The organism is Priestia taiwanensis (assembly GCF_014638355.1).
Lineage (GTDB): Bacteria > Bacillota > Bacilli > Bacillales > Bacillaceae_G > Priestia_D > Priestia_D taiwanensis.
In genome coordinates this window covers 1,403,389-1,427,491 of the sequence record NZ_BMFK01000001.1, presented here as the reverse complement: position 1 = coordinate 1,427,491, position 24,103 = coordinate 1,403,389, and the positions used below count along the sequence as shown (strand labels likewise).

24 protein-coding genes are annotated in these 24,103 nt (G+C 39.0%); all 24 read left to right on the top strand.

Annotated elements, in window-relative coordinates; all coding sequences use genetic code 11:
• The first annotated feature begins 18 nt into the window (after positions 1-18).
• The 24 genes from fakA (at position 19) to sucC (ending at position 24,089) form a co-directional block, all read left to right on the top strand.
• On the top strand, positions 19-1,704 hold the full coding sequence (gene fakA, locus IEV41_RS07385) for a DAK2 domain-containing protein (RefSeq protein WP_188387750.1): 1,686 nt from the start codon (positions 19-21) through the stop codon (positions 1,702-1,704).
• Between the two features lie 64 nt (positions 1,705-1,768).
• Positions 1,769-2,431: an L-serine ammonia-lyase, iron-sulfur-dependent subunit beta gene (gene sdaAB / locus IEV41_RS07380; RefSeq protein WP_188387749.1), complete on the top strand. Its 663-nt coding sequence runs from the start codon at positions 1,769-1,771 to the stop codon at positions 2,429-2,431.
• 243 nt (positions 2,432-2,674) lie between these two features.
• Entirely contained in the window at positions 2,675-4,723 is a 2,049-nt protein-coding gene (gene recG / locus IEV41_RS07375) for an ATP-dependent DNA helicase RecG (protein ID WP_188388720.1), read from the top strand.
• A gap of 82 nt (positions 4,724-4,805) precedes the next feature.
• Positions 4,806-5,390: a transcription factor FapR gene (fapR, locus tag IEV41_RS07370; RefSeq protein WP_188387748.1), complete on the top strand. Its 585-nt coding sequence runs from the start codon at positions 4,806-4,808 to the stop codon at positions 5,388-5,390.
• Positions 5,390-6,391, top strand: a complete 1,002-nt coding sequence (plsX, locus tag IEV41_RS07365) for a phosphate acyltransferase PlsX (protein WP_188387747.1) — start codon at positions 5,390-5,392, stop codon at positions 6,389-6,391. The genes fapR and plsX overlap by 1 nt, the downstream gene beginning before the upstream one ends.
• Positions 6,392-6,407: 16 nt before the next feature.
• Positions 6,408-7,349, top strand: a complete 942-nt coding sequence (gene fabD / locus IEV41_RS07360; RefSeq protein ID WP_188387746.1) for an ACP S-malonyltransferase — start codon at positions 6,408-6,410, stop codon at positions 7,347-7,349.
• 2 nt (positions 7,350-7,351) lie between these two features.
• On the top strand, positions 7,352-8,092 hold the full coding sequence (gene fabG / locus IEV41_RS07355) for a 3-oxoacyl-[acyl-carrier-protein] reductase (RefSeq protein ID WP_188387745.1): 741 nt from the start codon (positions 7,352-7,354) through the stop codon (positions 8,090-8,092).
• Positions 8,093-8,207: 115 nt separating this feature from the next.
• On the top strand, positions 8,208-8,441 hold the full coding sequence (gene acpP / locus IEV41_RS07350) for an acyl carrier protein (protein WP_188387744.1): 234 nt from the start codon (positions 8,208-8,210) through the stop codon (positions 8,439-8,441).
• A gap of 140 nt (positions 8,442-8,581) precedes the next feature.
• Positions 8,582-9,325, top strand: a complete 744-nt coding sequence (gene rnc, locus IEV41_RS07345; protein ID WP_188387743.1) for a ribonuclease III — start codon at positions 8,582-8,584, stop codon at positions 9,323-9,325.
• A gap of 62 nt (positions 9,326-9,387) precedes the next feature.
• The gene (gene smc / locus IEV41_RS07340; protein WP_188387742.1) at positions 9,388-12,948 is read left to right on the top strand and encodes a chromosome segregation protein SMC; all 3,561 of its coding nucleotides are present in this window, start codon (positions 9,388-9,390) and stop codon (positions 12,946-12,948) included.
• A 67-nt stretch (positions 12,949-13,015) separates the two neighbouring features.
• Complete coding sequence (ftsY, locus tag IEV41_RS07335; RefSeq protein WP_188387741.1) at positions 13,016-14,005, top strand: signal recognition particle-docking protein FtsY; 990 nt, start codon at positions 13,016-13,018, stop codon at positions 14,003-14,005.
• A gap of 220 nt (positions 14,006-14,225) precedes the next feature.
• Positions 14,226-14,558: a putative DNA-binding protein gene (locus IEV41_RS07330; RefSeq protein WP_188387740.1), complete on the top strand. Its 333-nt coding sequence runs from the start codon at positions 14,226-14,228 to the stop codon at positions 14,556-14,558.
• A 12-nt stretch (positions 14,559-14,570) separates the two neighbouring features.
• The gene (gene ffh / locus IEV41_RS07325; RefSeq protein WP_188387739.1) at positions 14,571-15,917 is read left to right on the top strand and encodes a signal recognition particle protein; all 1,347 of its coding nucleotides are present in this window, start codon (positions 14,571-14,573) and stop codon (positions 15,915-15,917) included.
• Between the two features lie 115 nt (positions 15,918-16,032).
• Complete coding sequence (gene rpsP / locus IEV41_RS07320) at positions 16,033-16,308, top strand: 30S ribosomal protein S16 (RefSeq protein WP_188387738.1); 276 nt, start codon at positions 16,033-16,035, stop codon at positions 16,306-16,308.
• Between the two features lie 15 nt (positions 16,309-16,323).
• A complete protein-coding gene (locus IEV41_RS07315) occupies positions 16,324-16,551 on the top strand; it encodes a KH domain-containing protein (protein WP_188387737.1) in 228 nt (75 codons plus the stop codon).
• A 153-nt stretch (positions 16,552-16,704) separates the two neighbouring features.
• A complete protein-coding gene (gene rimM, locus IEV41_RS07310; protein WP_188387736.1) occupies positions 16,705-17,220 on the top strand; it encodes a ribosome maturation factor RimM in 516 nt (171 codons plus the stop codon).
• Positions 17,220-17,948 carry a tRNA (guanosine(37)-N1)-methyltransferase TrmD gene (trmD, locus tag IEV41_RS07305; RefSeq protein ID WP_188387735.1) on the top strand — a complete coding sequence of 243 codons (729 nt, stop codon included), beginning with the start codon at positions 17,220-17,222 and terminating at the stop codon, positions 17,946-17,948. Before rimM ends, trmD begins: the two co-directional genes overlap by 1 nt.
• Before the next feature lie 136 nt (positions 17,949-18,084).
• Positions 18,085-18,429 (top strand): 50S ribosomal protein L19, encoded by a 345-nt coding sequence (gene rplS, locus IEV41_RS07300; RefSeq protein WP_188387734.1) that lies wholly within the window; start codon positions 18,085-18,087, stop codon positions 18,427-18,429.
• 139 nt (positions 18,430-18,568) lie between these two features.
• On the top strand, positions 18,569-19,111 hold the full coding sequence (gene lepB, locus IEV41_RS07295; protein WP_188387733.1) for a signal peptidase I: 543 nt from the start codon (positions 18,569-18,571) through the stop codon (positions 19,109-19,111).
• A gap of 23 nt (positions 19,112-19,134) precedes the next feature.
• Positions 19,135-20,013, top strand: coding sequence for a ribosome biogenesis GTPase YlqF (ylqF, locus tag IEV41_RS07290; protein ID WP_188387732.1), 879 nt, complete (start codon positions 19,135-19,137; stop codon positions 20,011-20,013).
• Positions 20,014-20,101: 88 nt separating this feature from the next.
• A complete protein-coding gene (gene rnhB, locus IEV41_RS07285; RefSeq protein WP_188387731.1) occupies positions 20,102-20,866 on the top strand; it encodes a ribonuclease HII in 765 nt (254 codons plus the stop codon).
• Between the two features lie 18 nt (positions 20,867-20,884).
• Entirely contained in the window at positions 20,885-22,519 is a 1,635-nt protein-coding gene (locus IEV41_RS07280; RefSeq protein WP_188387730.1) for a TP0910 N-terminal domain-containing protein, read from the top strand.
• Complete coding sequence (locus IEV41_RS07275; RefSeq protein WP_188387729.1) at positions 22,516-22,785, top strand: EscU/YscU/HrcU family type III secretion system export apparatus switch protein; 270 nt, start codon at positions 22,516-22,518, stop codon at positions 22,783-22,785. The genes IEV41_RS07280 and IEV41_RS07275 overlap by 4 nt, the downstream gene beginning before the upstream one ends.
• Positions 22,786-22,928: 143 nt before the next feature.
• Positions 22,929-24,089, top strand: a complete 1,161-nt coding sequence (gene sucC / locus IEV41_RS07270; RefSeq protein ID WP_188387728.1) for an ADP-forming succinate--CoA ligase subunit beta — start codon at positions 22,929-22,931, stop codon at positions 24,087-24,089.
• The last annotated feature ends 14 nt before the right edge of the window (positions 24,090-24,103 follow it).

Below are 24,103 nucleotides of genomic sequence, written 5' to 3'. Positions count from 1 at the left end.
CATTAAGGAGGAAAATTTGTGTCAATTCAACAAATAGATGGAAAACGTTTTGCTCAAATGGTTATTCAGGGGGCAGCAAACTTAAGTAAAAACGTAAAATTGGTAGATGCCTTAAACGTTTTTCCAGTGCCTGACGGTGATACAGGGACAAACATGAACTTATCTATTACATCTGGTGCGAAAGAAGTGCGAAATAACGTATCTGAACATATTGGAAAAGTTGGACAAAGTTTCGCTAAAGGTTTATTAATGGGCGCACGCGGTAACTCAGGTGTTATTTTATCTCAATTATTCCGAGGTTTCTCGAAATCAATTGAATCAAAAGAAACAATTACAACAGCAGAATTTGCTGCAGCACTTGAGGCTGGTGTAGATACAGCTTATAAGGCAGTTATGAAGCCGATTGAAGGGACAATCTTAACAGTAGCGAGAGAAACGGCGAAGAAGTCAGTAGGTATCGCGAAGAAGCAAAAAGAATTCATCCCATTCATGGAAGAAGTATTAAAAGAAGCTAACGCGTCACTAGACCGTACACCAGACTTATTACCAGTATTAAAAGAAGTTGGTGTAGTTGATAGTGGTGGTAAAGGTTTAGTATGTGTATATGAAGGTTTCCTTGCTGAATTAAAAGGCGAGAAAATTGCAGACGTAGCAGCGGCTGCGCCAATGAAAGAAATGGTGAAGAAAGAGCACCATAGAAACGCACAAAGTCATATGAGTACAGCAGATATCGAATTCGGCTACTGCACAGAATTCATGGTGAAATTCGAAGCAGATAAATTAGCGGGGAATCCTTTCTCGGAAGAGCAGTTCCGTAATGACCTTAGCGCATATGGGGATTCGTTATTAGTTGTTGCTGATGAAGAAATCGTGAAAGTACACATTCATGCCGAGCATCCAGGTGACGTGTTAACGCATGGTCAGCGTTACGGAAGCTTAATTAACATGAAGATTGAAAATATGCGTGAACAACATAGCAACTTATTATTTGAAGAAGATGCATACGAGGCTCCAGTAGCTCCAGTAGCACCAATTTCAAAAGAGCAGCAAGAATACGGTATCATCACAGTAGCAATGGGTTCTGGTATTACAGATATGTTTAAGAGTATCGGTGCTTCAGTTGTTATTGAAGGTGGTCAAACGATGAATCCAAGTACAGAGGACATCGTGAAAGCAATGGAAGAAGCGAATGCGAAGAAGTTCATTATTTTACCTAACAATGGTAATATCGTAATGGCTGCGAAGCAAGCTGCTTCAGTTGTAGGAGAAAATGTAATTGTTGTTGAATCAAAGACAGTTCCTCAAGGGATGGCTGCATTGTTAGCATTCAATCCAACAGCTGATTTAGAAAGTAATGGAGCAATGATGAAAGAAGCATTGAGCCAAGTGAAGACAGGTCAAATTACGTATGCGGTTCGCGATACGCAAATTGATGGTGTTGAAATTACGAAAGATGACTTCATGGGTATTGCGGAAGGTAAGATTGTTGCAACTGCAACAGAAAAGCTAGAAGCTGCGAAGAAGTTATTAGAGCAAATGGTAACAGAAGATGATGAAATCTTAACAATCATCCAAGGGGAAGATGTGGAAGATGTAGAGGTAGAATCATTAGTAACATTTGTAGAAGAAACATTTGAAGATGTGGAAGTAGAAATTCATAAAGGGAACCAACCTTTATACTCATATATCTTCTCTATAGAATAAAATGAATAGAAGGGATTCTTCCCTTCTATTTCCTTTATATACGGATAAAAAGGGGGATGCTGGGATGAAGTTTAAAAGTGTGTTTGATATTATCGGTCCAATTATGATTGGTCCTTCTAGTTCGCATACTGCGGGTGCAGCAAGGATAGGACGTGTCGCACGAACGTTGTTTGGTAGAATGCCAAAAACAGTGCAAGTATCACTTTATGGTTCATTTGCTAAGACATACAAAGGTCATGGTACGGACGTAGCAATTATCGGTGGGATTTTAGATTTTGATACAAACGATACACGTATTCCATCTTCTTTACAGTTAGCGAAAGAATTAGGGATTGATATTGTATTCATTGAAGAGGAAGCGCTTTCTGAACATCCGAATACAGCAAAAATTGTTCTGTCTGATGAACAGGACAAGATGGAGTTAGTGGGAATCTCTATTGGTGGCGGTAAAATTGAAATTACAGAATTAAACGGATTCCAGTTGAAACTATCGGGGATAGACCCTGCTATTTTAGTTGTCCATAATGACCGTTACGGTGTAATTGCACATGTAACACAAGTATTGACGAAATATAAGATTAATATTAGTCATATGGAAGTGTCTCGCAAGGAAAAAGGAAAACTAGCGCTAATGATTATTGAAGTGGATCAAGCGTTTGAAGCGAGTGTTCTACAGGAGGTAGAACAATTAGAGCACGTAATACAAGTTGTACAGATGGTGGAGTAATGGAATATTCTATCTTATTAGCAGGTACAATAAAGTGGAAATAACATATTGTTCTAGTACCTCATCTTATACTAGAATAAGGGGATAAGGTGCAACAAGATGTTAGTAGTGTATCTAATGTATACAATGCTTTGTGGAAGGAGGAAGACTGTTCCGCTAACAAATAAGTGGTTTGCAAAATAAGCAATCATGTGGCGATAGCAGTTTGGCGACAACGGGATGATGTTGTCGTTACATAGAAACGTGAATGAACAAATGCAATTACCGATTACGGATGTAAAGGGAATCGGCGAAGAGACGGCCAGTCTATTACACGATATGGGAATTTACAACGTAATGAATTTGTTGGAGTACTTCCCATATCGATATGAAGATTATGAGATGAAGCCTCTCACAGAAGTGAAACATGAAGAACGTGTAACGGTAGAGGGGCAAGTACATAGTATGCCTGTTGTACAGTTCTTTGGGAAGAAGAAGTCGAAGTTAACGTGTAGAGTGTTAGTAGATAAGTACTTAATTACGGTGACATGTTTCAATCGACCGTATTTGAAAACGAAATTAACATTAGGTGAAACGGTGGTTGTGACAGGAAAATGGGATCAGCACCGTCAAATGATTACAGCATCCGAATTAACCATCGGTCCTTACAAGACACAAAAAGATATTGAACCTATTTACTCGGTAAAGGGAAAGATGACTGTAAAAGGGATGCGTAGGTTTATTGGTCTTGCATTGCAACAACACGGTGGACGTATTGAAGAGTTTCTACCAGTTGCTTTTTTAAGTCAATATAAGTTATTATCCCGGTCAGAAGCGATTTATTATATCCATAATCCGAAAAGTCAAGCTCATTTGAAACAGGCACGTCGACGTCTTGTATATGAAGAGTTTTTATTATTCCAATTGAAGATGCAAGCACTTAGGAAAGTGCAGCGAGAGAGTGCGATAGGTATAGCGAAGACGATAGATGAAGACCTATTGCGAGCTTTTGTTCAAGCCTTGCCTTTCCCTCTAACAGGGGCACAGTCTCGTGTTGTATCTGAAATGATGAAAGATTTAACATCGCCGTATCGAATGAATCGATTATTACAGGGGGATGTTGGGTCAGGTAAGACAGTCGTGGCGGCAATTGGATTGTATGCGAGTGTTCTAGCGGGTTATCAAGGTGCACTGATGGTTCCAACGGAAATTCTAGCAGAGCAACATTTTGAATCGTTAGTCTCCCTTTTTGAGCCATTTAATGTAAAGGTAGAGTTGTTAACCAGTTCTGTTAAAGGAGCAAGACGTCGGGATATATTAGCTCGTCTTCAAGATGGTGAGGTCAATATTTTAGTTGGTACGCATGCTTTAATCCAAGATGAAGTAAACTTTAAACGACTAGGTTTTGTTATTACAGATGAACAACATCGGTTTGGGGTAGCGCAGCGTCGTGTGCTGCGTGAAAAAGGCGAACATGCAGATGTGTTGTTTATGACTGCTACACCTATTCCACGTACGTTAGCCATTACTGCTTTCGGTGAAATGGATGTGTCGATTATTGATGAAATGCCAGCTGGAAGGAAGAAAATCGAGACGTATTGGGCGAAAGAAACCATGCTTGAGCGTGTGCTTGATTTTGTAGAGAAGGAATTAGCAAAGGGTAGGCAAGCGTATGTTATTTGTCCACTAATTGAGGAATCAGAGAAATTAGATGTACAAAATGCGATCGATGTTCATTCGATGTTAACGTTCCATTTTCAAAATAAATATAATGTCGGTTTAATGCATGGACGTTTATCGGCGGCTGAAAAAGAAGAAGTGATGAAAGAATTCAGTCGTAATGAGGTGCAGTTACTTGTATCAACGACTGTTGTAGAAGTAGGAGTGAACGTACCAAACGCAACAATGATGGTTATTTATGATGCTGAGCGTTTCGGATTATCACAACTTCATCAGTTAAGAGGTCGTGTTGGACGAGGGAGTGAACAGTCGTATTGTATTTTATTAGCTGATCCTAAGTCTGAAGTCGGTAAGGAACGTATGCGTATTATGACAGAAACGAATGATGGTTTCGTTCTGTCAGAGAAAGATTTAGAATTGCGTGGTCCAGGTGATTTCTTTGGTAGTAAGCAAAGTGGGCTACCTGTATTTAAAATTGCTGACATGGTCCATGATTACCGTGCGTTGGAGACAGCGAGAGCAGATGCGGCGCGTCTAGTGGACGAAGATGCGTTTTGGAAAGAAGAGGAATATAAGGTACTAAGGGAGTACTTGCACGCGAGTGGTGTGTTTCAAGGTGAAAAATTAGATTAAAATAAGTGCTTGCGCTTTTTTATATTTGATTATATACTACTGTTAGTACCTAGTCATAATTAATGTAGACGAGGTAGCAAAAATGCGAAGAAATAAGAAAGAAAGACAGCAGTTATTGAAAGAAACGATTGAACAAAATCCGTTTATTACAGATGAAGAACTAGCGGAGCAATTCCAAGTGAGTATTCAGACAATCCGTTTAGATCGTTTAGAATTATCTATTCCGGAATTACGTGAACGTATTAAAAACGTAGCGACACAACAATTAGAAGATGTGAAGTCTTTAGAAATAGAAGATGTAATAGGAGAAATTGTTGATTTAGAGTTAGATAACAGTGCTATTTCTCTTTTTGAAGTGAAGAGAGAGCATGTCTTTAGTCGAAATCATATTGCAAGGGGACACCATTTGTTCGCGCAAGCAAATTCCTTAGCTGTGGCGGTTATTAATGACCAATTAGCGTTAACTGCTTCTTCTACTGTTCGCTTCAAACGTCTTGTGAAAGAGAATGAGAGAGTTGTAGCGAAAGCGAAAGTCTTGGAAGTAGAGAACGAAAAGGGAAGAACGGTCGTAGAAGTAAATAGCTTTGTTGGAACAGAGTTAGTTTTCACAGGAACATTCCATATGTACCGTTCAAATAAACAACATGGCAAGGAAGGTAACGAATAATGAGATTAGCAATTGATGCAATGGGTGGAGATAATGCTCCAAAAGAAGTCGTACTAGGAGTAATGGAAGCTGTGAAACAACTTCCAGATGTAGAATTTACACTTGTAGGAGATGAAGCCAAGATTCGCGAACATTTAACGTCAGAAGAACGTATCCATATTCTACATACAGACGAAGTAATTGAAGCAGATGAGGAGCCTGTACGTGCTGTAAGACGCAAGAAGAATTCTTCGATGGTCTTAATGGCACAAGAAGTGAAAGAGGGACGAGCAGCTGCTTGTATCTCAGCTGGTAATACAGGAGCGTTAATGGCAGCTGGATTATTCGTTGTTGGACGTATTAAAGGAATTGAGCGTCCGGCGTTATCACCAACTTTACCGACAGTGGATGGGCAAGGGTTTGTCATGTTAGATGTAGGTGCGAATGTAGATGCGAAACCAGAGCACTTGTACCAATATGCAGTAATGGGATCTATCTATGCAGAGAAGGTACGAGCGATTCCAAATCCACGTGTAGGCTTACTGAACGTCGGTACAGAAGATAAAAAAGGAAACGACTTAGCGAAACAAGCTTTCGCATTATTACAAAATTCAAATTTAAACTTTGTAGGGAATGTTGAAGCACGAGATTTAATGAGCGGTGTGGCGGATGTCGTTGTAACAGATGGATTTACAGGGAATGTTGCACTTAAATCGATGGAGGGTACGGCGTTAGCGATGTTCTCGATTTTAAAAGCGGAGTTAACGAGTACGTTTACGAGCAAATTAGCAGCAGGTCTACTAAAGCCACAATTTAAATCCATTAAGAACCGTATGGACTACTCAGAGCATGGCGGGGCAAGTCTATTTGGATTAAATGCACCGGTTATTAAAGCGCATGGATCTTCAACTGCAAAGACGTTTTATCATACAATCCGTCAAGCGCACGAAATGGCTAATCAACAAGTATCAACGATTATCCGTGAAACAATCGAGAAAGAAGGGTTGCGTGTAGACGAGTAAGAGAGGATGTAGACAAATGGGGAAAGTAGCGTTTTTATTTCCTGGACAAGGATCACAAGCAGTAGGGATGGGGAAAGAGTTATATGATTCATGTGAGAAAGTGGCGAATCTTTTTCATGTAGCAGATAACACGTTAAATATGAAGCTTAGTGACCTTATCTTCAATGGTCCACAAGAAGAATTAACATTAACAGTAAATACGCAACCAGCGCTGTTAACAGCGAGTACAGCTATTTTGATGAAGTTAAAAGAGGCTGGTATTAAACCGGACTACGTGGCGGGTCACAGTTTAGGTGAGTACAGTGCACTTGTTGCAGCGGACGTGTTATCGTTCGAGGATGCAGTATACGTTGTGCGTAAGCGCGGAGAATTAATGGAGCAAGCAGTACCAGCTGGGATTGGTAGCATGGCTGCGATACTTGGAATGGATGCTTCTATTCTTCATAACATCACGAAAGATGTAACGGCGGAAGGTCATGCAGTTGATGTTGCGAACATGAATAGTTCTGCTCAAATCGTTATTTCTGGTACAAAAGAAGGCGTTGAGATTGCATCAGCACGAGCGAAGGAACAAGGTGCAAAACGTGCAATTCCACTTCGTGTAAGTGGACCGTTCCATTCATCGTTAATGAAGCCGGCTGCCGAGAAATTCAAAGATGTTCTTCAAAGTGTATCTTGGAACGAAGCAAATGTTCCAGTGGTAGCGAATGTACTTGCGACTCCAGTGACAGCAGCGGAAGTTATCCAAGAGAAATTAGTAGAGCAACTATATTCACCAGTACAATGGTATCCTTCAATTGAGAAAATGATTGAGCAAGGTGTAGATACGTTCATTGAAATTGGACCTGGAAAAGTGTTAGCTGGATTAATGAAGTCGATTAATAAAAATGTACAAGCGTACTGTGTATATGATACTTCTACTATTCAAGAAACAGTGGCGAAATTGAAAGGGGAATGAAAATGTTACAGGGGAAAGTAGCGATTGTGACAGGTGCTTCAAGAGGTATCGGTCGAGCAGTGGCGTTAGAGTTAGCGGAAAAAGGCGCAAATGTTGTTGTAAACTATGCTGGAAATGAACAAAAAGCGAATGAAGTTGTAGATGCAATTAAAGCAATGGGTCGTGATGCTATTGCCGTGAAAGCAAATGTTGCGAGTAACGACGAAGTAGTGGCAATGGTGAAACGAACAATTGATGTATTCGGTCAAATCGATATTCTTGTTAATAACGCAGGTATCACAAGAGACAACTTACTAATGCGTATGAAAGAAGAAGAATGGGATAGTGTAATGGATACGAACTTAAAAGGTGTATTCTTATGTATTAAGGCGGTATCTCGTCATATGACACGTCAACGCCATGGTAAAATCGTCAACATCGCTTCAATTGTCGGGGTATCTGGTAATGCTGGACAAGCGAATTATGTAGCGGCAAAGGCTGGTGTCATTGGTTTAACAAAAACAACTGCAAAAGAATTTGCAAGCCGTAATATCCACGTTAATGCACTTGCGCCAGGATTTATTACGACAGATATGACAGATGAATTATCTGAAGAAGTGAAGAATGAGATGTTAAAAACAATTCCGTTAGCACGCTTTGGCGAAGCAAAAGATATCGCAAAGGCAGTAGCGTTTTTAGCATCATCAGATAGTGATTATATTACAGGTCAAACAATTCATATTGATGGTGGAATGGTGATGTAATTTCTCCTCCCGCTAATAAGCGAGAGGATCTAGATAATCTCTTATTATGCTTATTTAAATGGTACTAGTTTTTTGATAAAATATAATTTATAATATTTGAGGGGAGGTGACAAGCATGGCAGAGGTTTTAGAACGTGTAACAAAGATTATTGTTGACCGCCTTGGTGTAGATGAGTCAGAAGTTAAACCGGAGTCTAGCTTTAAAGAAGATTTAGGCGCGGATTCATTAGATGTAGTTGAGTTAGTAATGGAACTAGAAGATGAGTTCGATATGGAAATTTCAGATGAAGATGCAGAAAAGATTTCAACTGTGGGTGACGCTGTTAACTACATAGAAAGCAATCTATAAGATGCAATAAATTAAGCCCCATTACGGTGGGGCTTAATTCCTTTATGAATTCGGATAGATGTTTTTTCTTTTTGTGTTAACAAAGGTGTTTCCGTTGTTAAGTCTTACATCATTAACTTGACATATATTTGGAGGTACCGATGGCAAATTATAAGCGAATGAGAGAAAAGAGACATGAGCAAAAGTATCGTGAAGCATTTGCGCAATTTCAAAAAAAGCTGAACGTTACGTTTGTGAATGAAAAATTATTAATCCAAGCATTTACACATTCATCCTATGTGAATGAGCATCGTAAAAAGCCACATGAAGACAATGAACGACTAGAGTTTTTAGGAGATGCAGTATTAGAACTAACAATCTCTCAATACTTGTTTCAAAAATATCCAACAATGAGCGAAGGGGAGTTAACAAAACTTCGAGCTGCTATTGTATGTGAGCCTTCACTTGTCCAATTTGCAAATGAACTTCAATTTGGAAGTCTTGTTTTACTTGGAAAAGGGGAGGAGATGACGGGAGGCCGTGAACGCCCAGCGTTATTAGCCGACGTATTTGAAGCATTTATCGGAGCGTTGTTCTTAGATCAAGGATTAGAAGCTGTATGTTCATTCCTTCAGGATATTGTATATCCTAAAATTAATAATGGTGCTTTTTCTCATGTGATGGATTACAAGAGCCAACTGCAAGAATTAATACAGCGTGATGGCATTGGAAATATCGAATACAAGATTTTACACGAAAAAGGACCTGCACATAATCGTGAATTCGTATCGCGCGTTTCACTAAACGGTATTGTGTTAGGTCTAGGAAGTGGGAAATCAAAGAAAGAAGCCGAGCAACATGCGGCACAAGAAGCCCTGAAAAAATTAAAAGAAGAACGTGGCTAAATCCCCCTTTCGACAGGGGGATTGTTTTCGTATCGAGATAATAAAAGATTGGAGGGATTACGTTGTATCTTAAGCGATTAGATATCGTTGGATTCAAATCGTTCGCAGACCGTATATCAATTGACTTTGATAAAGGTGTAACAGCGGTAGTAGGGCCGAATGGAAGTGGAAAAAGTAATATTACAGATGCTGTTCGTTGGGTACTTGGAGAGCAGTCTGTGAAATCCCTTCGTGGTTCTAAAATGGAAGATATTATTTTCGGAGGAAGCGACTCTCGCAAAGCTCTAAACGTAGCGGAAGTAACGTTAACATTAGATAACGAAGATAATGCATTGCCTCTTGAGTACAACGAAGTGAGTGTGACACGCCGAGTATATCGTTCGGGTGACAGTGATTTCTTTATTAATAAACAAAATTGTCGATTAAAAGACATCGTTGATTTATTTATGGATTCGGGCTTAGGAAAAGAAGCCTTCTCTATTATTAGTCAAGGAAAAGTAGAAGAGATTTTAAGTAGTAAGCCAGAAGATCGTCGCGGTATTTTTGAAGAAGCTGCGGGCGTATTGAAATACAAAACACGTAAGAAAAAAGCGGAAGTTAAATTGTCGGAAACACAAGATAACTTAAATCGTGTAGAAGATATTTTGCATGAATTAGAAGGGCAAATCGAACCGTTAAAAATACAAGCATCTCTTGCGAAAGAATATTTGGAGAAGAAAGAAGAATTAGAGCAAGTAGAAGCAGCTCTTATTGTCTATGAAATTGAAGAATTGCATGCGAAGTGGGAGAAGCTAAAAGAAGAGTTCGAAGCACACGGGCTTAAAGAACTTGAGGTATCAGCTTCCTTGCAAAAGAATGAAGCGATGGTCGTTGATTATCGTGAGAAAATCCAAGTGATTGATGAAAGTATTCAGTCTCTTCAAGAAGTGTTGTTATTAACAAGTAATGACATTGAGAAGTTAGAGGGACAGAAAGAATTATTAAAAGAGCGTAAGAAAAACGCAGCTTCGTATTCTCTTCAATTAAAACAAAAGATTGAAGAATTAACAGGAACGACGAAGCAATTAAGTGAAACTCGCCTAGAAGAAGAATCGGAGTTGCAATTATTAAAAAAAGAAATAAAAGGACTCCAACATGTTCTGTGTGAGAAAGAAACAGGACTTCTCTTTGATGAAAAAGCGTTAGAAGAGCAAATTGATAACGTCAAAGCTGATTATATCGAGAAATTAAATCAACAAGCTTCATTCCGTAATGAGCTGAGTATGTTACAGGAACAGTTGAATCAATATGGTGCTAAGAACGCTCGTTTAGATGACGAGAATGCGAAATATTTAGTGCTGCGTCAACAGTTCCAACAACAAAAAGAGACGTTAGATGAACAGCTAGAGAAGTTAGTGAAGGAACTAGAGGCAGCGCAAGCAGACCTTCAGAAGTTACAAGTAAAGCAAGAGACGACAAAAGAAGAGTACAGTAAGAAAGAAACGTTGCTATATCAGGCGTATCAATATATGCAACAAACAAAGTCTCGTAAAGAAATGTTAGAAGAAATGCAAGATGATTATGCAGGATTCTATCAAGGGGTAAAAGAAGTCCTAAAAGCGAAAGAAACATTACCTGGTATTGAAGGAGCGGTTGCGGAGTTAATTACGGTGCCGAAAGAGTACGAAGTGGCGGTCGAAACAGCGTTAGGTGCAGCAATGCAGCATGTTGTTGTAGACAATGAAGCGAACGCACGTCAAGCAATTGGGTACTTAAAGCAAAATCGTTATGGTCGAGCGACGTTTTTACCTTTATCCGTTATGAAGGGGAAATCGTTCCCATTTGATCAATTAAATTACGTAAAGCAACACCCATCGTTCGTTGGCATTGCATCTGATTTATTAGTGTTCGATGCAAAGTATACGAACATCGTCACGAACTTACTAGGCACAGTTATTGTTACGAATGATCTAAAAGGAGCGAATGAATTAGCTCGTCAACTTTCATACCGCTATCGTTTCGTAACGTTAGAAGGAGATATTGTTAACCCAGGTGGTTCAATGACTGGTGGTGCAGTGAAGCAAAATAAAACATCGTTATTAAGCCGTCAACGTGAGTTAGAGGATGTGACAGAGAAGCTTCAAGATATGGTCAAGAAGACAACTGACCTTGAGCAATACGTAAAAGACTTAAAGGTAAACCTTCAAGCAAATGATGAAGCGTTATTTGAGAAAAGAGAACACGTGCAATCTTTACGCTTACAAGAACAGCGTCTATTAAGTGAGTTAAAGCAAGTGGACGTGGAAGCAAAAGGCGTTAATGATCGTTTATCTTTATATGACTTAGAAATGGCGGATTTTGCAGAAGAACGTGTGAAGATGGAAAATCGAATAACGTTCTTAAAGAAGTCGTTAGAAGAATCAACAGAGTTAATTACGAAGTTAGATGCGGAAGTTCAACTGTTAACGAAACAAAAAGCTGAGAAGCAACTATCGAAAGAAACGTTACAACTTGAAGTTACAGAGCTAAAAGTAAAAGTAGCTGAGAAACAACAAATTGCAACGAATCAAGATGAAAAAGTAACTAGGTTGAAAGAGCAACATGAATTACAAGTGAAAGAATTAGAAACAGCACGAGAAAACCTAGAACTTCTCCAAACAGACGTAACGACGAACGAGCACGGTGAAACGACAGTGGAAGAAACGTTACGTAAGAAGAAGCACGACAAAGAGCAGACATTAGAATTAATTACATCTCGTCGTCAAGAAAGATTAGAACTTGGTAAGCAAGTAGAAGACGTGGAAAATGAATTAAAAGAAACGAAACGTCAACATAAGTTCCTATTAGACACGTTAAAAGATGAAGAAGTACAAATTAACCGTCTTGATGTTGAACTGGATAACCGTCTACATCATTTACAAGAGGCATATGAGTTGTCGTATGATGCAGCGAAAGTAAAGTATCCGATGGTATTAGAAGTTCATGAAGCGAGAAAACGTGTGAAGCTAATTAAGATGTCAATAGAAGAGCTTGGTACAGTGAATTTAGGTGCGATTGATGAGTATGAACGTGTATCAGAGCGTTATACATTCTTGATGGAACAACGTACGGATCTTCGGGAAGCAAAAGATACATTACATCAAGTAATTAGTGAAATGGACGAAGAAATGAAGAAACGATTCCAACATATGTTCTCAAGTATTCGAGCAGAGTTTGGACAAGTATTTGCAGAGCTATTTGGTGGTGGGCGAGCAGATTTACAATTAACGGATAGTGATGATTTACTGAATACTGGTATCGAGATTGTAGCACAGCCACCAGGGAAGAAATTGCAAAACTTAGGACTACTATCAGGTGGAGAACGTGCGCTTACAGCTATTGCTTTGCTATTCTCTATCTTAAAAGTAAGGCCAGTACCATTCTGCATACTAGATGAGGTAGAAGCAGCGTTGGACGAAGCGAACGTAGCTCGTTTTGCCCAGTACTTAAAACGCTTCAGTGCTGAAACTCAGTTTATCGTTATTACACATCGTAAAGGTACGATGGAAGAAAGTGACGTTCTGTACGGTGTGACGATGCAAGAGTCAGGTGTATCGAAGTTAGTATCTGTTCGTTTAGATGAGCAAGAAGAGGTTGGTGTTTAACAACCAGAAGGTAGATAATGTTCTACCTTCTAGTTATACATAAAGTGTAGGGAAAGGGCGTGTACATATGGGATTCTTTAAAAAGTTAAAAGAAACAATTTCACGACAAACAGAGAGTGTAACTGAAAAGTTTAAGACAGGTCTTGAGAAGACGAGAAATTCGTTCTCAGAGAAAGTGAATGACTTAGTAGCGAGATATCGCAAAGTAGACGAAGATTTCTTTGAAGAGCTTGAAGAAATTTTAATTGGTGCAGATGTTGGTGTTAACACAGTAATGGACTTAATTGATGAATTAAAGTTCGAAGCGCAGAAACGCAACATTCAAGAAACGAAAGATTTGCAAGAAGTTATTTCAGAGAAGTTAGTCGATATTTACAACGAAGCTGGCGAAACGAGCCCAGCTCTTAATATGCAAGAGAATGGTTTGACTGTAATTCTATTCGTAGGTGTAAACGGTGTTGGTAAAACAACAACAATTGGTAAGTTAGCACATAAATTTAAGCAAGAAGGTAAATCGGTATTACTGGCAGCGGGTGATACATTCCGCGCGGGTGCAATTGACCAGCTTGAAGTATGGGGCGAGCGTGTAGGCGTAGAAGTGATTAAGCAGGGAGAAGGTTCGGATCCTGCGGCGGTTATGTATGATGCTGTACAAGCAGCGAAAGCACGTAAAGTAGACGTATTATTATGTGATACAGCGGGTCGCTTGCAAAATAAAGTTAACTTAATGAATGAACTTGAGAAGGTAAAGCGTGTTATTGAACGTGAAATTCCAGGAGCACCGCATGAAGTATTACAAGTTATCGATGCGACAACAGGACAAAATGGCTTACAGCAAGCGAAGACATTTGGCGAAGTAACGGACGTAACAGGTATTGTGTTAACGAAGTTAGATGGTACTGCTAAAGGTGGTATCGTGATTGCAATTCGTAAAGAACTGAATGTACCAGTGAAGTTCGTTGGACTTGGTGAGAAAATGGATGACTTACAAGAATTCGATGCATCGCAGTTTGTATATGGTTTATTTGGAGACGTGTTAGAAGGAACAGAGGAATAACTAGTGGAAGCTGCTAGACGTAATGTCTAGTAGCTTTTTTGTGTTGCATGCATGTAACAGACAACATCCATGCGGAGTACGGTGCATATGCTCTTTGTTTTTTATGAAGAACCATAAAAGTAAAAAAAAAGTCCCTATCAACTAAAAATACTTGACAGTTCTTTTGAATATTAGTATTCTATATTTTGTAAAGGTAATTAACTTAACAAGGGGTGGAGTAATGAATTTAGACAAGACAATGCGAATGAATTATTTGTATGACTTTTATCAATCGTTATTAACCCCAAAGCAACGCAGCTATATGTCTCTATATTATTTAGAGGATTATTCTCTTGGTGAAATTGCCGAAGAGTTCGATGTAAGTCGTCAAGCTGTGTATGATAACATAAAGCGAACAGAAACGATGCTTGAGCAGTATGAGGAGAAATTACTTTTACTGAAAAAGTTTCAAGAACGCCAACAACTTGTGTTACAATTAAAGTCGATACTTGATGAAACACAAGCAAGTGATGAAATAAAGCAAATAGTTGATACAATCGAGAAATTAGATTAGGAGGCGGTAGCGATGGCATTTGAAGGATTAGCCAGCCGACTTCAGCAAACGATGCAAAAGATTCGCGGAAAAGGTGTTGTAAACGAAGCTGATGTAAAAGAAATGATGCGTGAAGTTCGTCTTGCTCTTTTAGAAGCGGATGTTAACTTCAAAGTCGTGAAAGACTTTGTTAAGCGCGTGAATGAGCGTGCAGTGGGACAAGAAGTATTAAAAAGCTTAACACCAGGTCAACAAGTTATTAAAGTGGTACAGGAAGAACTAACAGCTTTAATGGGTGGAGAACAAAGTAAGATTGCGGTAAGTAATCGCCCTCCGACTGTTATTATGATGGTAGGTCTTCAAGGGGCAGGTAAAACGACAACAACAGGTAAGCTTGCAAATTTACTTCGTAAAAAGTATAATCGTAAGCCATTATTAGTTGCAGCGGATATTTACCGTCCAGCAGCCATCAAACAGCTTGAGACGCTTGGGAAGCAGTTAAATATGCCTGTGTTTTCATTAGGCGATCAAGTAAGCCCTGTTGAAATTGCGAAGCAAGCAATTGCGAAGGCAAAGGAAGAACATCTTGATTATGTATTAATTGATACAGCAGGTCGTTTACATATTGATGAAGCGTTAATGGACGAGCTACAACAAGTCAAAGAAATCGCAAAGCCAGATGAGATTTTCCTTGTGGTAGACGCTATGACCGGTCAAGATGCTGTAAACGTAGCAGATAGTTTCCATCAGCAATTAGGTTTAACTGGAGCTGTATTGACAAAGCTAGATGGTGATACACGTGGTGGAGCTGCGTTATCTATTCGAGCTGTGACAAATACACCAATTAAATTTGTTGGTATGGGTGAAAAGTTAGATGCGCTTGAGCCGTTCCATCCAGAACGTATGGCATCTCGTATTTTAGGTATGGGTGATGTTTTAACGTTAATTGAAAAGGCTCAAATGGCTGTAGATGAAGACAAAGCAAGAGAATTAGAACAAAAAATGCGCTCTATGTCCTTTACGTTCGAAGATTTCTTAGATCAATTAGGACAAGTTCGTAAGTTAGGCCCACTTGATGAAATTCTTGGTATGTTACCAGGAGCAAATAAGATTAAAGGTCTAAAAGACATGAAGGTTGATGAAAAGCAGATCAAACATGTTGAAGCGATTATTCAATCCATGACAAAAGAAGAAAAAATCCACCCTGAAATCATTAGCGCTAGTCGTAAGAAGCGTATTGCTAAAGGTAGTGGACGAAATGTGCAAGAGGTGAATCGTCTTCTCAAGCAATTTGAAGATATGAAGAAGATGATGAAACAAATGTCAGGAATGACAGCAAAAGGTAAGAAAAAAGGTGGGTTTAAATTCCCATTTATGTAAAAAAGATTAAGGAAATAAAGTATTTTTCACCTGTTAAGAAAAAATACTTTACAAACACATTAGATATTGATATTATTATATCCTGTGTGAAACAAATTCGGAGGTGCTTTATAAAATGGCAGTTAAAATTCGTTTAAAAAGAATGGGACAAAAGAAGTCTCCTTTCTATCGTGTAGTAGTAGCAGACGCTCGTTCACCACGTGACGGTCGTTGCATCGAGGAAATTGGATACTACAATCCAGTTGCTCAACCAACAGCTGAAGTGAAAATCGATGAAGAGAAAGCTTTAAAATGGTTACAAACAGGTGCTAAACCATCTGATACAGTTCGTAACTTATTCTCAAAAGCTGGTATCATGGAAAAATTCCACAACGCTAAAAACGCGAAGTAATGGATTCAGCATAATATGAAAAGCTTAATCGAAACGATTGTCAAACCGTTAGTTGATTTTCCAGAAGATGTGACGATTACGGAAACATCAACGAATGCAGAAGTGAAATATCATTTAACTGTACATCCAGATGATGTTGGGAAAGTGATTGGCAAACAAGGTCGCGTTGCGAAAGCAATTCGAACAGTTGTCTACGCTGCAGGACATCAACAAGGTAAACGTATCTACTTAGATATTCAATGATCGATTATGTTTTACAAAAAAAGGGTGGGGGTTTTACCTCCTCCTTTTTTTGTATTATGAGAAACTAATTGGTGTATGTTACTATCGTGAAATAATGATATATATAGATGAGTACAATATAGAGAAGAGAATTATAACTTGAGGTGAGAAACAATGATGAAATGGTTTAACGTAGGTAAAATTGTGAATACACATGGTATTAAGGGAGAAATACGTGTTATTTCAACTACAGATTTCGCAGAAGAGCGCTATGAAATTGGCAACAAGTTACATATCTTTATGCCAAATGACAAAGCACCAATACCAGTTGTTGTAGCGGCGCATCGTGTACATAAAAACTTTGATTTATTGTCATTTGAAGGGTACTTTAATGTGAATGACGTGGAGAAGTTTAAGGGTGGCATGATCAAAGTAACAGGTGATCAGTTAGGTGAGCTAGAGGAAAATGAATATTATTACCATGAAATCATTGGATGCACAGTATATGCAGAAGACGGAGATGAGATTGGTACAATTAAAGAAATTATTAACACAGGTGCAAATGATGTATGGGTTATTGCTCGTAAGGGACAAAAAGATGCACTTATTCCATATATTAAAGATATCGTGCTAGACATTGATGTAGAAGAGAAAAAAGTAATTATTCATATAATGGAAGGATTACTATAATGAAAGTCGATATATTGACACTGTTTCCTGAAATGTTCACAGGTGTGTTCGGTTCTTCTATTTTGAAGAAAGCACAGGAGAAGGATGCAGTCAATCTTAATGTCGTTAATTTCCGTGATTTCTCTTCTAATAAGCATAATACGGTGGATGATTATCCATATGGTGGTGGGGCAGGTATGGTACTTATGCCACAGCCATTCTTTGATGCGGTAGAGATGTTAACGAAAGAGACAGAGAAGAAGCCTCGTATTATTTTAATGTGTCCACAAGGAGAACGTTTTTCGCAGGAGAAGGCAGAGGAACTTGCCAAGGAGGAACATTTAATTTTCTTATGTGGTCATTATGAAGGGTACGATGAGCGTGTTCGTGAGCATCTTGTAACGGATGAAATCTCAATTGGTGATTATGTGTTAACGGGTGGCGAGTTAGGGGCGATGGTTGTAACAGATAGTGTCGTTCGCTTATTACCAGATGTGTTAGGAAAAGCGGAATCGCATATTCAAGACTCGTTTAGTACAGGTCTCCTAGAACACCCTCATTACACGCGTCCTGCGGAGTTTAGAGGGATGAAGGTACCGGACGTCTTACTATCAGGAAATCACGCTAAAATTGAAGAGTGGCGCAAAAAAGAGTCGTTACGCCGCACGTATATGAGGCGTCCTGATCTTCTTGAAGGATATGAGTTAACAAAGAAAGAACAAGCATGGTTAGAGGAATTTAAGGATTAACAATTTTTGTTGCATAAGTAATGTGATTATGCTATGATAATTTTCGTGACTTATGTACAACATAGGTCCTTAAAACTGATGTTCCGCTGTAAGTGGATTCACTGCAAGAGCATCTGTGGAAGGAGAGAAAATATCTATGCAAAAATTAATCGCAGATATTACAAAAGAACAATTAAGAACTGACTTACCAGCTTTCCGTCCTGGTGACACTGTACGTGTACACGTGAAAGTTGTAGAGGGTACTCGTGAGCGTATCCAGCTTTTTGAAGGTGTTGTAATCAAGCGTCGCGGTGGCGGCATCAGCGAAACATTTACAGTACGTAAAGTTTCTTACGGTGTTGGTGTTGAGCGTGCGTTCCCAGTACACACTCCAAAAATTGCTAAGTTAGAAGTAATTCGTCGCGGTAAAGTGCGTCGTGCTAAGTTATACTACTTACGCGAGTTACGCGGTAAAGCTGCACGTATTAAAGAAATTCGATAATAACGAAATGGGAGCTTGTATTTTGCAAGCTCCTTTTTTTTACTAAGGATATTTTTTTCATCATTTTCTATTGGTTGCGTTGTTTGTATACATACTACGAGTGCATAAAGTCGTGTAGAATATATGGAGGAGATGGATTATGTCGAAAATGTGGGAGTGGATAAAGGTGGCTATTATTGCCTTTCTTACCGTTGTCCTTATTCGCACCTTTTTGTGGGCACCTATTTTAGTCGATGGTGTGTCGATGATGCCAACCTTGCATAATGAAAATCGAGTGATTGTGGACAAACTGAGCTATCAATTCGGTGAACCAAATCGGTTTGATATTATTGTTTTTCGAGCAACGGAGAACAAAAATTATATTAAACGAGTAATTGGGTTGCCGGGAGATCATATCGCATATAAGAGTGATACGCTCTATCTCAACGGAGAGCCGTGTGACGAGCCGTATTTAGCTGAATATAAAAAGAAGCAAAGCAATGGATCATTTACATCTGATTTCACGTTAGAACACTTACCTGGAGGATACAAAGTTGTACCGGAAGGGCATTTGTTCGTATTAGGGGATAACCGTCGCTTTAGCAAAGATAGTCGTACAATTGGGGTTATTCCGATGGATGTGGTAATTGGCGGGGTAGATGTTATTTATTGGCCTTTAGATGAAGTAGGTATTGTAAAATAAAGAAAGAAAAAGAAGGTGACAACATGGCAATTCAATGGTTTCCTGGTCATATGGCCAAGGCGAGACGTCAAGTAACGGAAAAATTAAAATTAATCGATGTTGTAATCGAGTTAATTGATGCACGTTTACCTGCATCTTCACGTAACCCGATGATTGATGAGATTATTTCACATAAACCAAGGTTAATGTTGCTGAATAAGGCTGATTTAGCAGATGATAAAGTAACGAAAGAATGGATTGCATACTTTGAGGCACAAGGTCACAAAGTACTAGCAATTGATGCGCAGTCTGGGAAAGGAATGAAAGAAATTATTAACGCTTGTCAAGAGCTTGTGAAAGAAAAGTTTGACAAGATGAGAGCGAAAGGCATTAAGCCTCGTGCTGTTCGTGCGTTAATCGTAGGTATTCCAAACGTAGGGAAATCAACGTTAATCAACAAATTAGCGAAGAAAAATATCGCACAAACAGGAGATCGTCCTGGTGTAACGAAAGCACAGCAATGGATTAAAGTTGGAAAAGAAATCGAATTGTTAGATACGCCGGGTATTTTATGGCCTAAATTTGAGGACGAGCTTGTTGGTTTACGTCTAGCGACAACTGGGGCAATTAAAGATTCAATTATGAATTTACAAGATATCACGGTATATGCACTTCGTTTCTTAGGTGAACGCTATCCGAAGCGCCTAGAAGAACGTTACGGTATTACAGCTATTACAGATGATATTGTAGAAGCATTTGATGCGATTGGAAAGCTTCGTGGTTGCTTAATGGGCGGCGGGGATGTTGATTATGATAAAGTATCGGATTTAGTATTACGAGAGCTTCGTGGTGGTAGATTAGGACGATTAACATTTGAGCGACCAATCGATTTAGAAGTATCAACAGAAGGTGCACCTGAATAAGGTGGACCTTTGTTTTTTGTGGAAATACGCCGGTATTAACAAAGTATAGATATATCCGATAATAAAGATAGAGAAGGAGCGTTTAGGGATGAAGCAATCTATTAAAGAGATACAGCAGTTTTTACAGAGCGAAGATATAACGATAGAAGAAGTAGAAACGTTACGTCAAGACGAACGTAAAGGTGTTCATAAAGCCATTTTACAATGGGAGAAGCGTCAAGAAGAGAAAGAGAAACAGAGACAGCTTTTTATTCATATGTCTTCATATGAGAAGGAGTTACGCGAACAAGGAGTTCAACACATCGCTGGTGTGGATGAAGTTGGACGAGGGCCGTTAGCGGGTCCTGTTGTATGTGCAGCAGTTGTTTTACCAGAAGATTTCTATTTAGCAGGGCTTAATGATTCAAAGAAGCTAAGTGAGAAGAAACGTGATGAATACTACAATTATATTATAGAGCACGCGATTAGTATTGGCGTAGGAGTTATCTCAAGTGATGAAATTGATGCTATTAATATATATGAATCGACAAAGAAGGGCATGCTGATAGCGATTGAGCAGCTTGATGTGAAGCCTGAGCATTTACTAATTGATGCAATGAAGTTAGAGTGTGACATCTCTCAAACATCAATTATTAAAGGGGATGCAAATAGCGTGTCGATTGCAGCTAGTTCAGTTATTGCTAAGGTAACACGTGATCGTATGATGAAAGAACTAGGCAAGAAGCATCCGCAATATGGATTTGAAAAGCATATGGGATATGGGACGAAGGAGCACATTGAGGCTGTAAAGGCGCATGGAGTGTTGCCTGAGCATCGTAAGTCATTTGCACCAATTAAAGATTTCGTGAAGTAATAAGAGGAGGGAGAACTCATGCTTCAGCGCTTATTAAACAGTGTCCAAGCGTCGTCAGCTGTTCAGGCAAAAGAAACGGTGTTACGGCCCGGACAAGTCGTACAAGGCACTATTATGGAGAAGTTACCAGGAGATATGGCTGTTGTACAAATTAATAATACGAAAATGCTTGCCAAAATTGAAGCACCACTTGAAGAAAATGGGCGATACGTTTTACAAGTGAAACAATCTGAAAATGGTCAGTTAGTGCTAAAAGTGATGCAACCGGGAAATACTTTATCAATGGATGAACGAGTCTCACTCCTTCTAAAACAAGTAGGAGTTAGTGGTACCTTAGAGATGAAGCAATTAGCAACTATGTTATTAAACAATAATATTCCCCTTACACAAGCAAAGCTTCAGCAACTTGCGAATGTATTAGCAAAGATGCCTTTAGGTGAAGAAGAGTTGCAAGCCATTCGTTTGCTTATTCAGAAAGATCTTCCGTTAACAGAGACAACAATCAAAAGCGTCACCACATATGAGAAAAATCCTTCTCTTCAACAAGGTATAACGAATGTATTGAGTGCTCTGATGAATGAGGAAGAATTGCCAAAAGCCGCCGGTCAACTGAAAGAATTTCTAACAACGACGTATCAAGGGAAACAGCAAGATGCACTTATCCGTCTATTAACAGAGGGGATAGTAGGGAAAGAAAATCGCGTTGTCGAATCTCTTTTGCAAAAAATGAACATTAGTAATACAAAAGTACCTGTAGAACAAGTGAATGTAAGCAACGGTACGCTACCTATGGCAGAGGTTAGTCGAAATGAACAGGTGAAGAACATGACACCAGAACAGTTCATATCGTTTGTGAAAGAATTACCTAGTAAGCAAGAACAAGTACACCAATTGCTTTCGTATTTTAGCAAAGATACATTACCCTCTACAGCGGTACAACAATTTGCAATGTTATCCGAGAAAATGCCGCAATTAACGAAGCAAGAGCAACAAGTCTTGACAAAGGTTATGAATGATGTTTTCGCAATGCCGGCTGGGAAAGAACTAGCATCTCATATGAAGATGGTTATAGAGTCATTAGGTCTTGAATGGGAGCAATCGCTTACAGGAAGACAACAGAAACAAGAACATATGAATACATTAAAGCCACTTCTATTACAAACATTAGAAGAACCATTAACATCACAAACAAAAAGCCAAATAGAGGTGCTTGTTCATCGGATAACTGGCCAACAATTGTTATCTCAAGAGACAGTAGGCCCTATGTTGCATGTGGTAACGCACATTCCAATGACGATGGCTGGTGTATTAAGAGATGTACAAATAGAGTGGAGTGGAAAAGAAACGAAAGACGGTCAAATTGATACGGATTTTTGTCGTATTTTCTTCTATCTACAATTAGAAGCATTGCAAGATACAGGAATAGATGTACATATTCAAAATCGAATTGTTCAGATTACTGTGTTGAATAATACAGATGGATTAGAGCGTATTATTCCTATGTATCAGGAGTCATTAAGACAGCATTTACAAGGGTTAAATTATGAGTTGTCGGCTATTAAAGTACGACCTTTTGGAGAAGAGAAAGTAGAGAGAATCCAAGGGCAATCTTACTACTCGAAGACGTATAGTGGAGTTGATTTACACGTATGATGGAGAAGCGCAGAGAAGTTGTTGCTCTAAAATATGACCAATTTAAACAAGATGCCCCTTATGTTGTAGCAAAGGGAAGAGGTCTTGTTGCGGATGAAATACTTGCTAAAGCAAAGGAGCATGATATTCCGGTTCAAGAAGATCCTTCGTTACTAGAGGTGCTAAGTAAGCTCGAAATTAATGAATCAATTCCAGAAGAATTGTATCAAGTTGTTGCGGAAGTATTTGCGTTTATTTATAGAGTGGATAAGCATTACAAGGGATAAGGAAGCTATCAAATTTGATAGCTTTTTTTCTTTTTCGATAATTCGACACGTCACCGTTGCCTATTTGTGGACAGATGAGAAATCGTTATATAAAATATAGTAGAAGTATATTTTATTTTCTGAAAACACGAGGAGGATGGGCGATGAATATCCATGAATACCAAGGAAAGGAACTCCTTAGAAGTTATGGAGTTAGCGTACCAAACGGGAAAGTAGCATTCACAGCAGAAGAGGCAGTAGAAGCAGCAAAGGGACTTAACAGCGAAGTGTATGTTGTAAAAGCACAAATTCACGCAGGTGGCCGCGGTAAAGCTGGTGGCGTAAAAATTGCGAAAAATGTAGATGAAGTATATACATATGCAAATGAATTATTAGGTAAAACACTTGTAACGCATCAAACTGGTCCAGAGGGTAAAGAGATTAAGCGCTTACTTATTGAAGAAGGCTGCAACATTGCGAAAGAATACTATATTGGACTTGTGTTAGATCGTGCAACTTCTCAAGTTGTGTTAATGGCTTCAGAAGAAGGCGGAACAGAAATTGAAGAAGTAGCAGAAAAAACTCCTGAGAAGATTTTTAAAGAATTTATCGACCCAGCTGTAGGCTTACAAGGCTTCCAAGCGCGTCGTATTGCATTTAATATTAATATTCCAAAAGCATTAGTAAATAAAGCGGTTAAATTTATGATGGGGTTATACACGGCGTTTATTGAGAAAGATTGCTCAATCGCTGAAATTAACCCATTAGTTGTAACTGGAGAAGGTAATGTAATGGCATTAGACGCGAAGTTAAACTTCGACTCAAATGCGTTATATCGTCACGCTGACGTATTAGCATTACGTGACTTAGACGAAGAAGACGAGAAAGAAATTGAAGCGTCTAAATATGACTTAAACTACATTCCATTAGATGGAAACATCGGTTGTATGGTAAACGGTGCAGGCCTTGCAATGGCAACGATGGATATTATCAAGCATTATGGCGGAGACCCGGCTAACTTCCTTGATGTAGGAGGCGGTGCGACGACAGAAAAGGTAACAGAAGCATTCAAAATCATTCTTTCTGACCAAAGTGTAAAAGGTATTTTCGTTAACATTTTCGGCGGTATTATGAAGTGTGACGTTATTGCAACAGGTGTTGTAGAAGCGACGAAACAAGTAGGTTTACAATTACCACTTGTTGTCCGTCTTGAAGGTACAAATGTAGACTTAGGTAAGAAAATTTTAGAAGAATCAGGCTTAAATATTACAGCGGCAGAGTCAATGGCTGATGGGGCGAAAAAAATCGTGAGCTTAGTAGGTTAATAGAGAGGGAGGCG

What these genes read in the sequence shown, in the direction of transcription:
- sdaAB (WP_188387749.1), top strand. Translation starts at nt 1,769, where the DNA reads ATGAAGTTTAAAAGTGTGTTTGATATTATCGGTCCAATTATGATTGGT.
- fapR (WP_188387748.1), top strand. Translation starts at nt 4,806, where the DNA reads ATGCGAAGAAATAAGAAAGAAAGACAGCAGTTATTGAAAGAAACGATT.
- plsX (WP_188387747.1), top strand. Translation starts at nt 5,390, where the DNA reads ATGAGATTAGCAATTGATGCAATGGGTGGAGATAATGCTCCAAAAGAA.
- fabD (WP_188387746.1), top strand. Translation starts at nt 6,408, where the DNA reads ATGGGGAAAGTAGCGTTTTTATTTCCTGGACAAGGATCACAAGCAGTA.
- fabG (WP_188387745.1), top strand. Translation starts at nt 7,352, where the DNA reads ATGTTACAGGGGAAAGTAGCGATTGTGACAGGTGCTTCAAGAGGTATC.
- acpP (WP_188387744.1), top strand. Translation starts at nt 8,208, where the DNA reads ATGGCAGAGGTTTTAGAACGTGTAACAAAGATTATTGTTGACCGCCTT.
- rnc (WP_188387743.1), top strand. Translation starts at nt 8,582, where the DNA reads ATGGCAAATTATAAGCGAATGAGAGAAAAGAGACATGAGCAAAAGTAT.
- ftsY (WP_188387741.1), top strand. Translation starts at nt 13,016, where the DNA reads ATGGGATTCTTTAAAAAGTTAAAAGAAACAATTTCACGACAAACAGAG.
- IEV41_RS07330 (WP_188387740.1), top strand. Translation starts at nt 14,226, where the DNA reads ATGAATTTAGACAAGACAATGCGAATGAATTATTTGTATGACTTTTAT.
- ffh (WP_188387739.1), top strand. Translation starts at nt 14,571, where the DNA reads ATGGCATTTGAAGGATTAGCCAGCCGACTTCAGCAAACGATGCAAAAG.
- rpsP (WP_188387738.1), top strand. Translation starts at nt 16,033, where the DNA reads ATGGCAGTTAAAATTCGTTTAAAAAGAATGGGACAAAAGAAGTCTCCT.
- IEV41_RS07315 (WP_188387737.1), top strand. Translation starts at nt 16,324, where the DNA reads ATGAAAAGCTTAATCGAAACGATTGTCAAACCGTTAGTTGATTTTCCA.
- rimM (WP_188387736.1), top strand. Translation starts at nt 16,705, where the DNA reads ATGATGAAATGGTTTAACGTAGGTAAAATTGTGAATACACATGGTATT.
- trmD (WP_188387735.1), top strand. Translation starts at nt 17,220, where the DNA reads ATGAAAGTCGATATATTGACACTGTTTCCTGAAATGTTCACAGGTGTG.
- rplS (WP_188387734.1), top strand. Translation starts at nt 18,085, where the DNA reads ATGCAAAAATTAATCGCAGATATTACAAAAGAACAATTAAGAACTGAC.
- lepB (WP_188387733.1), top strand. Translation starts at nt 18,569, where the DNA reads ATGTCGAAAATGTGGGAGTGGATAAAGGTGGCTATTATTGCCTTTCTT.
- ylqF (WP_188387732.1), top strand. Translation starts at nt 19,135, where the DNA reads ATGGCAATTCAATGGTTTCCTGGTCATATGGCCAAGGCGAGACGTCAA.
- rnhB (WP_188387731.1), top strand. Translation starts at nt 20,102, where the DNA reads ATGAAGCAATCTATTAAAGAGATACAGCAGTTTTTACAGAGCGAAGAT.
- IEV41_RS07280 (WP_188387730.1), top strand. Translation starts at nt 20,885, where the DNA reads ATGCTTCAGCGCTTATTAAACAGTGTCCAAGCGTCGTCAGCTGTTCAG.
- IEV41_RS07275 (WP_188387729.1), top strand. Translation starts at nt 22,516, where the DNA reads ATGATGGAGAAGCGCAGAGAAGTTGTTGCTCTAAAATATGACCAATTT.
- sucC (WP_188387728.1), top strand. Translation starts at nt 22,929, where the DNA reads ATGAATATCCATGAATACCAAGGAAAGGAACTCCTTAGAAGTTATGGA.